Annotated in this window: 10 protein-coding genes; 4 read left to right on the top strand and 6 right to left on the bottom strand. The window is 73.6% G+C overall.

All coding sequences use genetic code 11. From position 1 onward, the window contains the following. Window positions 1-49: 49 nt before the first annotated feature. The 3 genes from ABZ914_RS35430 to ABZ914_RS35420 form a co-directional block, all read right to left on the bottom strand. Window positions 50-1,057 (bottom strand): LLM class flavin-dependent oxidoreductase, encoded by a 1,008-nt coding sequence (locus ABZ914_RS35430; RefSeq protein WP_500198604.1) that lies wholly within the window; start codon window positions 1,055-1,057, stop codon window positions 50-52. Between the two features lie 40 nt (window positions 1,058-1,097). Further along, entirely contained in the window at window positions 1,098-1,376 is a 279-nt protein-coding gene (locus ABZ914_RS35425; protein ID WP_500198602.1) for a hypothetical protein, read from the bottom strand. Between the two features lie 101 nt (window positions 1,377-1,477). Beyond that, window positions 1,478-3,181 (bottom strand): ExeM/NucH family extracellular endonuclease, encoded by a 1,704-nt coding sequence (locus ABZ914_RS35420; RefSeq protein ID WP_500198601.1) that lies wholly within the window; start codon window positions 3,179-3,181, stop codon window positions 1,478-1,480. Window positions 3,182-3,568: 387 nt separating this feature from the next. Here ABZ914_RS35420 and ABZ914_RS35415 point away from each other — a divergent pair, with 387 nt between their 5' ends. The 3 genes from ABZ914_RS35415 to ABZ914_RS35405 all read left to right on the top strand — a co-directional run bounded on the left by ABZ914_RS35415 (window position 3,569) and on the right by ABZ914_RS35405 (window position 7,737). Continuing rightward, window positions 3,569-4,843, top strand: coding sequence for a lipase family protein (locus ABZ914_RS35415; protein WP_500198600.1), 1,275 nt, complete (start codon window positions 3,569-3,571; stop codon window positions 4,841-4,843). 96 nt (window positions 4,844-4,939) lie between these two features. Continuing rightward, on the top strand, window positions 4,940-5,944 hold the full coding sequence (locus ABZ914_RS35410; RefSeq protein ID WP_190868782.1) for an acyl-CoA desaturase: 1,005 nt from the start codon (window positions 4,940-4,942) through the stop codon (window positions 5,942-5,944). Between the two features lie 32 nt (window positions 5,945-5,976). After that, window positions 5,977-7,737 carry a fatty acyl-AMP ligase gene (locus ABZ914_RS35405; RefSeq protein WP_500198598.1) on the top strand — a complete coding sequence of 587 codons (1,761 nt, stop codon included), beginning with the start codon at window positions 5,977-5,979 and terminating at the stop codon, window positions 7,735-7,737. A 23-nt stretch (window positions 7,738-7,760) separates the two neighbouring features. On the opposite strand, the gene ABZ914_RS35400 is transcribed toward ABZ914_RS35405, so the two are convergent. From ABZ914_RS35400 to ABZ914_RS35390, 3 genes are all read right to left on the bottom strand, one after another. Next, window positions 7,761-9,089, bottom strand: a complete 1,329-nt coding sequence (locus ABZ914_RS35400) for a PucR family transcriptional regulator (protein WP_500198597.1) — start codon at window positions 9,087-9,089, stop codon at window positions 7,761-7,763. A gap of 211 nt (window positions 9,090-9,300) precedes the next feature. Beyond that, window positions 9,301-10,146 carry an EamA family transporter gene (locus ABZ914_RS35395; protein WP_500198596.1) on the bottom strand — a complete coding sequence of 282 codons (846 nt, stop codon included), beginning with the start codon at window positions 10,144-10,146 and terminating at the stop codon, window positions 9,301-9,303. Then, window positions 10,143-10,712, bottom strand: coding sequence for a MarR family winged helix-turn-helix transcriptional regulator (locus ABZ914_RS35390; protein WP_500198595.1), 570 nt, complete (start codon window positions 10,710-10,712; stop codon window positions 10,143-10,145). The genes ABZ914_RS35395 and ABZ914_RS35390 overlap by 4 nt, the downstream gene beginning before the upstream one ends. Before the next feature lie 162 nt (window positions 10,713-10,874). Here ABZ914_RS35390 and selA point away from each other — a divergent pair. Further along, window positions 10,875-11,955: L-seryl-tRNA(Sec) selenium transferase (gene selA, locus ABZ914_RS35385; protein ID WP_500198594.1), on the top strand; the 1,081-nt coding region annotated here is incomplete at its 3' end.

Here is an 11,955-nt window from a genome sequence, read left to right as displayed (position 1 = left end):
CACCGGTGGACGGTGGCACAGCGCCGTTGACGTGGGATCGGCTTCGAGGTCAGAGCCCGCTGACGGCGGGCGGCTCGGCGGCCTTCAGGTCGTACAGGTCCGCGAGGATCTCGTAGGACCGGATCCGGTCGGCGTGGTCGAACACCTGCGTGGTCACCATGACCTCGTCGACGCCGGTCTTCTCGATCAGCGCGTCCATCTGCCGCCTGACGGTCTCGGGACCGCCCATGACCTGGTCGGCGAGCCGCGAGTCGATCATCTGCCGCTCCAGCGGCGTGTACGGGTGCGCGGCGGTCTCCTCCGGGGTGGGCAGCTTGCCCGGACGGCCCTGCCGCAGCCGCAGGAACGCCAGCGCCTGCGGCGCCGCCAGCTCGCGGGCCCGCTCGTCCGACTCCGCCGCCGTGACCGACACGCCGATCATCGAGTACGGCGCGTCCAGCATCCCCGGGCGGAACGACTCGCGGTACAGCGCCAGCGCGGGCAGCGTGTTCTCCGCGCTGAAGTGGTGCGCGAACGCGAACGGCAGCCCGAGCAGCCCCGCCAGCCGCGCGCTGTACCCGCTGGACCCGAGCAGCCACACCGGCGGCTCGTTGCCCGCCGCCGGCGTCACCGTGCTGTCCTCGGCGAAGTAGCCCCGCAGCTCGATGACCTGCTCGGGGAAGTCGTCGACCGACAGCGCCTCGGGGGAGCGGCGCAGCGCCCGCGCGGTCGCCTGGTCGGTGCCGGGGGCCCGGCCGAGGCCGAGGTCGATGCGCCCGGGGAACAGCGCCTCCAGCGTCCCGAACTGCTCGGCGATCACCATCGGCGCGTGGTTCGGCAGCATCACCCCGCCCGACCCGACCCGGATCCGCGACGTCGCCGCCGCGACCTGCCCGATCAGGACCGACGTCGCCGAGCTCGCGATGCCCGGCATCGTGTGGTGCTCGGCCAGCCAGTACCGGTGGAAGCCGAGGCCCTCGGTGCTCCGGGCGAGGTCGAGGGTGTTGCGCAGGGCGTCGCCGGACGTGGCGCCGCTCACCACGGGCGCCAGGTCGAGGACGGAGAAGGGGATGCTCATAAAGAGTGCAAACCCGCCGGGGCTCCGCCCTCTTCCCGGGTCAGCCCCGCAGCGCCGCCACCGCCGCCCCGGCGGCGACCGCGACGATCACGGGCACGGTGATGCTGATCCACGACCAGTTCACCAGCCGGCGGGCGCGGGCGGCGTCCGCGGCGAAGACCCCCTCGGCCTTGGTGTACAGCACGGCGCCGACCACGACCAGCGGCAGGAACGCGAACGTGGTGAGCAGGCCCAGGACGAAGGCGACCGTCTGACCGACCCGCGTGTACGTCCCGTCAGGACCGATCCCGAACGCCAGGCGGGGAGCTGCTTCGTTCATGCGCGCACCGATCACTAGAAGTGTGACCTGGATCATACGCTCCGTGAGTGGCGGCGCAAGGGGCCCGGACGTCTCGATTCGGACGCCCGGGCCCGGCGGGATCAGTGCAGGCGCAGGCCGACCAGGACGGGGTCGTGGTCGGACGACCGGAACGCGTCCGGCCGGTAGAAGCGCGGCTGGTTGTACTCGGTGTTGTAGTCGAGGAACGTCGGCTCGTCGCTGTTGGCGTGCCAGATCGTCGCGCCCGTCACCCGCTTCGCCAGGGCGGCGCCCGCGAGCACGTGGTCGAGCTCGCCGGACATGCCGTCGAAGACGTAGGAGTAGCGCTGCGCGGGCCGGACGAACCGCTCGGTCTGCCCGGCGAGCCCGGCGCCGGTCAGCACCTTGATCGGGTCCTCGGCGGTGTAGCTGTTGAGGTCGCCGATGACGAGCGGGTTCTCCTCCTGGGCGGCGAGCGCGGCGACCGCCTTCGCCTGCACGACGCGGTGGGCGTTGAAGCAGCCCTGCCCGTCGCCCTGGTCGGTGTCGGCGCCGGTCGCGCCGGTGCAGCCCTTGGACTTGAGGTGGTTCACGATCAGCGTGAAGCGCGTGCCGCCGTTCACCGGCTGGAACTCCTGCGCCAGCGGCGGGCGCTCGAACACGGTCTGGTCGGACGAGTGCGCCGCGCCGACCGGCGTCAGCTTCGCCGGCTTGTAGATGATCGCGACGTGGATCGCGTCGGTGCCGGGGTTCGGGTTCTCGATCCAGGAGTACGTCCCGGCGCCGACGGCCTCGTTGAGCCGGTCGACCAGCGTCTTCAGCGCGCCCGTGTCGCCGTTGTTCTCGACCTCCATCAGCCCGGCGACGTCCGGGTCCAGGCCCTTCAGCGCGGCGACGAGCTTGGCCAGCTGCCGCTCGCGCTCCTCGGCGGTGTTCGCGCCGCGCTGGTTCAGCGTGGTGAACCAGTTGAGGGTGTTGAAGCTCGCCACGCGGACGTCGCCGCCGACCGGCCGCGGCTTCTTCGGCCGCGGGTTGTCGTTCGCGAAGTGCGCCGCCTTCGTGGGCTGGAGGGCGTAGGCGCCGAACTGGTAGGTGAGGACGCCGGTCAGCCCGGCCGTGGTGTCGCCGATCCGCAGGACGCGCTTGTCGGTGTACGGGATCGTCGCCGGGTTCTGGACGTTCGACCCGTCGTCGACGAGGAGCTGCCGCGCGTCATTCTCCGCCTGCGTGGAGCCGTGACCGTCGGTGGGCTGGAACAGGCGGCCGCCGGCGGAGACGGTGATCTCGCCGTAGCGGCCGAGCTGGTAGGTCTCGGTGGCGGTGAGCTTCTGCGGGAAGCGCAGCAGCTCGCCCTCGTACCGTTCGAGGTTCGCGCCGTCCGCCAGCGGCAGGCGCACGTTCTCGGGCGCGGCCTTGCCGCGGCCGCACACGTTCACGGTGGTGACGGGGGACAGTTCGGTGAGGCCGTTGTACTCGGTGGCCTTGCCGGTGACGAGGACCCGGTCGCCGGGCCGCACCTCCTGGGTGGAGTAGACGAAGAGCCCGTCGGAGGTGCGCGGGTCGCCGTCCGGTGTGGGGTCCTGGACGAAGAAGCCCTTGAGCTGGTCGGCGCGCTGGAAGTCGCCGGTGACGACGCCCTCGACGCGGACGGTCTGCCCGCGCAGGGGGGACGCGTCCCCGGTGCCCTGCACCTCGGCGATCTGGTGGGTGGCGGGAGTGCCGCAGGTCTCCGGCTCCGCCGCGGCGGCCGGTCCGCCGCCGGCCGCCATGGCCGCGGCGATACCGGCGGTCAGGACGGTCGCTAGTGCTGCTGCTGTTCGGCGCATGCGCGGGACGGTACGGCCCGGCCGCCCCGGCCCGGCGAAGCATTAATGAAGACTCCACCAATTTGCAATGGCTTGTCGCATTTCGGAGGGCGTGCGACGGTCCGCCGCGCCCTGGACCTCACGTACCGCACCGACGGCGACACCCGCCGCCGCGGACGCGCGGCCCGCCGGGACGGGACGGCCCGCGCGGTGGGCGGGAGGACCGGGCGGGAGGACCGGCGGGAGGACCGGCGGGAGGACGCCGACGGGCGTTCACCCTGCCCGGCCGTTTTTGACTTGGTTGCTAATAAGGGCGCCCGAGCCTGTGACGCATCTTCATTCCGCGGCGCGCCGCCCCTGGGGGACAGTCATCAGCATTCACTTTCCGGACCCACCCTGGAGCGAGGAATGCGACTTCGGACCCTGTTCACCACCGCGGCGCTGGGGGCCGCCCTGGCCGTGCCCGCGGTGTCGACCGCGCCGCAGGCCGTGGCCGCGCCGCCGGGCTGCGACGCCACGGACGCGCAGATCTACGCCGCGTCCTCGGCGGTGACCGGGAACCCGGGCGACCTGCTCGCCTGCCGTCCGGCGAAGCTCACCAACATCCCCGGCGACGTGCCGATGCACGCCTGGAAGGTCAGGTACGTCTCGACCGACGCCAAGGGGCGCAAGATCGCCGTGTCCGGGACCGTCGCGGTGCCGGACGCCGAGTGGAAGGGCGGGGGCTCCCGTCCCACCGTCGCCTTCAACCCCGGCACCCTCGGCTCCGGCCTGAAGTGCGCGTTCTCCAAGCAGCTCGCCGGCCAGTACGTCGACATGTACGAGGGCGGCAACCTGCAGCTGATGCTCAAGGCCGGGTACGCGGTCGCCGCCACCGACGGCGTCGGCTACCTCGACGGCCAGGTGCACACCTACATGATCGGCGCGAACGCGGGGCACGCGCTGCTCGACATCGTCCGCACGTCCCGGCAGATCCCCGGCGGGACGCTGAAGGCGGACGGGAAGGTCGGCATCTCCGGCTACTCCGAGGGCGGCGCCGCCGCGCTGTGGGGCGCGCAGCTCGCCGCGTCCTACGCGCCGGAGCTGAACGTGGTCGGCGCGGCGGCGGGCGGCGTGCCCGGCGACCTGAAGCTGACCGCCAAGCAGCTCAACGGCAGCCTGTTCGCCGGGTTCCTCGCGGACGCGCTGGTCGGCCTGCACGCCGCCTACCCGGAGATGCCGTTCGACGAGCTGATGAACGACAAGGGCGCGCAGGCGATCAAGGACGTGAAGGCCAACTGCCTGTACGGGACGCTCGCGGTGTTCCTCGGCGCGAAGGTCGAGGACTTCTCCAAGCAGGGCCTGTCCCTCGACCAGATCTACGCGCTCAAGGGCCCGGACGGGACCACCTGGGGCGACGTCGTCGACCGGCAGAAGCTCGGCGTCGGCGTCGGCACCCCGTCCTCGGGCGCCACGTACAAGATCGGCTTCCCGGTGTTCCAGTACCGCGGCTGGCTGGAGGAGATCATCCCCCACGAGACCGAGGACGGCACCCGCGCGGCGTACTGCAAGGCCGGGATCAACACGACCTGGAAGAACACCTACCCGACCGAGCACCTGTCGACCGACTGGGGCGCCGCCGGGGACGTGACGAACTTCCTCGGCGACCGGTTCGCCGGCAAGCCCGCCCAGAGCAACTGCTGAACCGCCGCCCCGCCCGCGGGGCCGGACGGCCGGGACGACCGGCCGCCCCGGACCCGCGGGCGGGGCCTCCGCACTCATGTCTCTAAGGAGTCCGCAATGACAGCGGGTGTCGCCGACGTTGGCAGCCGAACCCCGCAGCCCGACATCTCCGGCACCGTGCCGCTGCCCGAGCGCATCGCGGTCGTGGTGTTCGTGGCCGCGCCGATCATCGGGCTGCTGGCGGCCGTCCCCTTCCTGTGGGGCTGGGGGATCGGCTGGACGGACATCGCGATCTTCGCCTTCCTCTATCCGCTCAACGCCCTCGGGATCACGGTCGGCTACCACCGGCACTTCACGCACGGCGGCTTCAAGGCCAAGCGGTGGCTGCGGATCGCGCTCGCCGTCCTCGGCGGGCAGGCGATGCAGGGGTCGGTCGTCCGGTGGGTCGCCGATCACCGCCGCCACCACAAGTACTCCGACCAGGAGGGCGACCCGCACTCCCCGTGGGCGTACGGGCCGGGCGTGTGGGGCCTCACCAAGGGGCTCTACCACGCGCACATCGGCTGGCTGTTCAGCAAGGAGCGCACGTCCCGCAGCAAGTACGCGCCCGACCTGCTCAAGGACCGCGACATCCGGTTCCTGTCCCTCGACCCCGTCTACGCGGTGATCGTGCTGTCGACGTTCCTGGTCCCGATGGGCCTCGGCGCGCTGCTCACCCGGTCCTGGCACGGCGCCGTGACCGCGCTGTTCTGGGCGGGCCTGATGCGGGTGTTCGTCGGCGAGCACGTCACGTTCTCGATCAACTCGATCTGCCACGTCTTCGGCAAGGAGGACTTCCGGACCCGCGACAAGGCCCGCAACGTGTGGTGGCTCGCCATCCCGTCGTTCGGCGAGTCCTGGCACAACCTGCACCACGCCGACCCGACCTGCGCCCGGCACGGGGTGCTGAAGGGGCAGATCGACATCAGCGCCCGCGTCATCTGGCTCTTCGAGCGGCTCGGCTGGGTCTGGGACGTCCGCTGGCCCGACCGCGAGCGCCTCGAATCCCGCCGCGTCCGCCGCGATGGACGCACCGGCGAACCCGCCGGCGCGCCGGCCGCCGCCGACGCCGTCTCCTCCTGACTCGTCCCTCCCGTACCAGGAGCTTTGTGAGCATGACCGACCTCCCCGCGCTCGACCGCACCCCGCTGATCGAGCGGCTCGCCCGGTTCGCCAAGGACTTCCCCGACGACCGGGCCTACACGTTCATGGACTACATGACCGACCCGGACGGCGTCGCCACCGACGTCACCTGGGGCGAGCTGGACCGGCGCGCCCGCGCGATCGCCGCCGCGATCCGCCGCGCGACCTCGCCGGGGCGGCGCGTCGCGCTGCTCGCCCCGCAGGACCTGCACTACGTCACAGGGTTCCTCGGCGCGATGTACGCCCGCGTCATCGGCGTCCCGCTGTTCTCCCCGGACCTGCCCGGCCACGGCGACCGGCTCCTCGCGGTCTACCAGGACGCCGAGCCCGACGCCGTCATCACCACGAGCGCGTCGCTGCCGGCGGTCCGCGCGTTCCTCGCCGGCGACGGCGTCCGCGCGCCCGCCGAGATCATCGTGGCGGACGAGGTGGACGGCGCGCTCGACTGGACGCCCGAGCCGATCGACCCCGACGACGTCGCCTACCTGCAGTACACGTCCGGGTCCACCCGCACCCCGGCGGGCGTGATCATCACGCACGGGAACTTCGCGACCAACGCCGAGCAGCTGTGGCGCACGTTCGAGGGGATCCCGCGCGAGTCGTCCGGGGTGAACTGGCTGCCGGTCTTCCACGACATGGGCCTGGTCACGACGGTCGCGCTGCCGCTCGTCTACGGCAACCCCGGTGTGATCATGGACCCGGTCGCGTTCGTCATGCGGCCCGTCCGCTGGCTGGAGCTGCTCAGCCGGCAGAAGCACGCCTTCACCGGCGGCCCGAACTTCGCCTACGAGTACCTGACCGCGCAGGTCACCGCGGAGGAGAAGGCGAAGCTCGACCTCAGCGGCGTGCAGGTCTTCATGAACGGCGCCGAGCCGATCCGGGAGAGCACCCTCACCGGGTTCTACGAGGCGTTCAAGGACTGCGGGCTGAAGCCCGAGGCGCAGGTGTGCGCGTACGGCCTCGCCGAGGCGACCGTGTACGTGTCGGCGTCGTCGCGGTTCCGCGAGCCGACCCGCGCCGCGTTCGACCACGAGGCGCTGCGCCGCGGCACCGCCGAGCCCGTCGCCCCGGACGCGCCCGGCGCGATCCAGCTGATCGCGTGCGGCACGTCCTTCGGCCAGCACACGATCATCGTGGACGCCGAGACGGGCGTGCGGAAGCCGGACGGCTCGGTCGGCGAGATCTGGGTGCACGGCCCGAACGTCGCCGCCGGCTACTGGGGGCGACCGGAGGCGACGAAGGAGACCTTCGAGGCGGAGCTGGCCGGGGACACCGGCGGCCTGCCGCGCGGGCCGTGGCTGCGCACCGGCGACCTCGGCGTCCGGCACGGCGGCGAGCTGTTCGTCACCGGCCGGATCAAGGACCTGGTCATCGTCGACGGCCGCAACCACTACCCGCAGGACATCGAGTTCACCGTGTCCAACGCGCACAAGGGCATCCGCCGCGAGTACACCGCCGCGGTGGCGGTGGACACCGGCGACACCGAGGGCCTGGTCGTGGTCGCCGAGCGGAACCGGCGGGTGCCGATCGCGCTGCTGGACGTCGACGAGGTCGCGCAGGCCGTGCGCACCGCCGTGAAGCAGCAGCACGACCTGCGCGTGCACGACTTCGTGCTGATCGAGCCGGGCGGCATCCCGCGCACGAGCAGCGGGAAGATCGCCCGGTCGGCGTGCCGGAAGGCCTACCTCGACCGGACGCTGCCGTACGTGACCGTCCCGGCCCGGGAGGAGTAGCCGCCGCCGCTCGCCGCTCCCCGTCACTGCTCGCCGTCGCCGGCGTCGCGCAGCCAGACGGGGAGCAGCAGCATCAGCTCCAGCCGCAGCGACGGGTCCTCGATGTCGTAGTCGAACAGGTCGTGCAGCTGCGCGAGCCGGTACCGGACGGTCTGCGGGTGCACGCACAGCGCCTCGGCGGCGTCGGTGGCGTTGAACCCGTGCTTGAGGCATTCGAGCAGGGTCAGCGCCAGCCGCCCGCCGCGGTGCGGGCCGAGCTCGGTGAGCGGCGCGAGCCGGCGCCGCGCCGTCGCCTCCGCGAGCGTCCAGCCCTCCTGGAGGAGCAGCTCGGGCAGGTGCCGGTCCGCGCGGACGAGCCGTCCGGCCGGGGCGCCGCCGCGCCGCGTCCGGGCGCCGGGCCGGTCCCGGTCGGGGGCGCTCCCGGAGGGCAGGTCCTGCTCTCCGGCGGGGTTCGCGGCGCCGCCGAGCCGCCCGGCGGCCATCAGATCGAGCGTCCGGTGCGCCCAGTGCAGGGACACGCCGGCCTCCTCCAGCGGCACCGACGGGCCGATCGCGCCCGTCCATCCGGCGACGGTGGCGGTGAGCCGGTCGGCGCCGCCGGGCCGGTCGGGATCGGGCATCACCAGGCAGGGACGGCCCCGGTCGACGCCGCTGAGCAGGTACGGCGGCAGCCCGGCGGGACCCTCGCCGCCGCTGCCGGGACGCGGGTCGAGCACGATCACCGCGATCCGCTCCGGCAGCGTCCAGCCGGCGAGCCCGGCCTGCTCCACGACGATCTCGCGGGGCGCGGGCGGGTGCGACAGCAGCAGGCTGAGCAGCCGGCCGCGCCGCTGCTCCCGTTCCCCGGCCGCCTTCTCCCGCGCCCGCGCGTACCCCTGCGCGGCGGCGGAGGCGAGCAGGTCCAGGTAGGCGAAGTTCACCTCGGTCAGCGCGATCGCCAGCTCGCGCGGCTTCTTCAGCCGGTCGGCCTCCCGCGACAGGTACCGCCAGGCCGTCCGGGACGCGACGCGCAGCGCGTTCTGCAGGTGCTCCAGGCTGCGCCCCTCGACGGCCTCGCCGTAGCCGATGTCGAAGAAGACCTGGTGGACCTCCTGCCAGGGCGTGTCCGGGTCGGCGATCATCTGCACGAAGTGCCCCATGCCCTGTGCGACCGCGCTCCGGATCACCTCGGTGTAGACGGGATCGTCCGGCCGGGCGTACTCGGGGACGTTGCGCAGCACCCCCTCGACCATGGTGTCGACCAGGTCCGGAAGGTGGGGCCGCATCCACCGGGCCTCCTCGCGCGGGACGTCCCGCCAGGGCTGGGAAGACAGATCGTCGGTCCCGGCCGACCCTTCGTGCAGCTCCGTCAAAGTGTCACCTCCGTGAGCGGACACCCGGGCCGCCAGGCTAGATATCCCGCGTTTCCCGCGACACTCACAGGAGTGACAACCCCGGCCCGCGTTTGGTACGGGACGGATTGATTTCGCGCAGCGGAATAAGAAGGCCATCGGCTCCCGGGCAGGAGAGCACAAGGAACGCCGCGATCCTTTGTCACCTTTCGTGGAAAAAGGAGCCCGCCGGCTACAGGGGCGGCAGGGTGAGGAGCACCACGGCGGCGCCGGCGGCGGCCAGCCCGGCCACCTGCCCGGCCGACAGCCGTTCGCGCAGCGCGGTGACGCCCCACAGCACCGGCACCACCGGATACAGCGACGACAGGACCACCGCGATCACCACGAGCTGGCGCCCGGTGGCGAGCAGGTAGAGCGCGAGCGCGGCCGCCGCGACGGTGCCCGTCGCGACCGCCCACGCCGTCGTCCGCGCGCCGGGGAGCCGCGGCGCCCGCGATCGCACGAGCATCGGCGCGATCGTCAGGAGGGCCGCCACGCGCCCGACCGCAACCGGCCACAGGCCCGAATCGCCACCGGCCTGTGCCAGGGCCAGGTACTGCACGCCGATGCCGGCGCTCGCCACGAGCCCGTTGACGACCGCCGACCGCACGCGGTCGCGCTCGTCCGATCGGGACCGGGACACCAGCCACAGGGCGGGCAGGACCACCGCGATCCCCGCCCAGGCCATGGCCGAGGGCCGGTCTCCGAGAAACGCCACGCCCACCAGGACCGGAAGCGCGACGCCGCCGACGGCGCTGACGGGGACGACCACGCTCATCGTCCCGCCGCTGATGCCCCGGTACAGGAACACCATCGCGATTCCGGTGCCGATTCCGGACGGCGCGCCCCACGCGAGGTCGTGCCACGAGAATTCCCGCACGGGAACGAGAAGGGAGAAGACGACCGCGCAGGCGAGGCCGCCGGCCTGCCCGAGGAACGCGACCGTGCGGAAATCCGCCCGCCGCGACAGCAGCCCGCCCGCGACGTCCGCGATGCCGTAGCAGAGCGCCGACGCGAGGGCGAGGACCGCGCCCGTCACGACGCTCCCGGTGCGCGCTCCTCGCCGTTCCGTCTCGCGAGGGCGTCCCGTCCCGCGAGGGCGTCCCTTTCGGCCTGCCCCACGGGGCAGACGGCGCCGTCGGTGCAGCATCCGCGGTCGCACAGGCGGCACATGACGTCCGCGTCGCCGATCTCGGCGTAGAGGCGGGCCAGGAGCTTGCCGAGCAGGGCGCCCAGCAGGTCGCGCTCGCTCGCGTCCAGGCCGGCCAGCGCGGTGGCGAGCGGCGCGCCGCGCGCGGCGAGCATGGCGCCCACCGCCTCCTCGCCGGCCGGGGTCAGCCGCACCTGGACGCCGCGTCCTGGCCCGCGCTCCCGCCGGGCGAGCCCCGACGCCTCCAGGCCGTCCAGCATGCGGGCGGCGGCGGACTGCGTGAGCCCGACGCGCCGCCCCAGTTCGGTGACGCCGAGGCCGGGCGCGTGCGCGAGGACGACCAGCGCCCCCGCGCCGCTGGCGCTCACTCCGGCGGCCCGGGTCGCACCGGCGAGGGCGAGGTCGGTGACCGCGAGCGAGGCGGCGCCGAGCAGGTTCGCGAGTCGGTCATGCATGACTCATGCATAACAAGCCCGGCGGGGCGGCGCAACCCCCGCCGGGAAGGGCCGGAGGCCCGGCGCGGGTTCGTTTGGCGTGCGACCCTGAGGGGTAACCCCTGCTGGTCTCGTGCGCCGCACCCGATCTCCTGCGGCGCCGCCCGCAACGGAGGTCGCCGCATGGATCGTGGACCCGCGCCGGTTCCGGCGCCCGCCGGCGAGGAGGACGGGCGGCGGCGGATCCCGCGCACGGACGCGGTGCTCGCCGACCCGCGGCTCGCGGAGGCGGCGGCGCGGCTCGGACGCGGCGTGGTGAAGGCGGCGGTGGTCGCGGCGCAGCGCCGCGCGCGGGCCGGCGAGATCCCGGCCGGCGCGGTCGCGGACGCGGCGGCCGGCGCGCTGCCGGTCACCGCGGCCGGGCTGCGGCCCGTGGTCAACGCGACCGGCGTCCTGCTGCACACCAACCTCGGACGCGCACCGCTGTCGGACGCCGCGCGCGAGGCGATGCTCGTGGCGTCCGGCGCGACCGACGTCGAGCTCGACCTCGCGACCGGCGCGCGGGCGCGGCGCGGCCGGTCCGCGCTGGCCGCGCTGCTGGACGCCGTCCCGGCCGCCGAGGCGGCGCACGTGGTCAACAACGGCGCGGCGGCGCTGGTGCTGGCCGCGACGGCGCTCGCCGGCGGCCGCGAGATCATCGTCAGCCGTGGCGAGATGGTGGAGATCGGCGACGGCTTCCGCATCCCGGAGCTGCTCGCCGCGACCGGCGCCCGGCTGCGCGAGGTCGGCACCACCAACCGCACTTCCCCGGACGACTACGCGGCGGCGGTCGGCCCCGCCACCGGCTTCATCCTCAAGGTGCACCCGTCCAACTTCCGCGTCACCGGCTTCACCCGGTCGGCGGACGTCGCGGAGCTGACCGGGCTCGGCGTCCCGGTCGTCGCCGACATCGGCTCCGGCCTGCTCGAACCCGAGCCGTTGCTGCCGGACGAGCCCGACGCGGCCACCTGGCTGAAGGCGGGCGCCGACCTGGTCACCGCGAGCGGCGACAAGCTTCTCGGCGGCCCGCAATGCGGGCTCGTCCTGGGCAAGGAGGAGTACGTGCGGCGCCTGTCGCGGCACCCGCTGGCGCGCGCGCTGCGCGTCGACAAGCTGACGCTCGCCGCGCTGGAGGCCACTGTCCGCGGCCCCCGCACCCCCACCGACGAGGCACTGCACGCCGACGCCGCGTCGCTGCGCGAGCGCGCGCGGCGGCTCGCCGCCC

Origin of the sequence: Spirillospora sp. NPDC046719 (assembly GCF_040645715.1) — a bacterium.
Lineage (GTDB): Bacteria > Actinomycetota > Actinomycetes > Streptosporangiales > Streptosporangiaceae > Spirillospora.
Note: the sequence above shows the minus strand (reverse complement) of the source record. Positions and strands in the feature narration are given on the sequence as shown.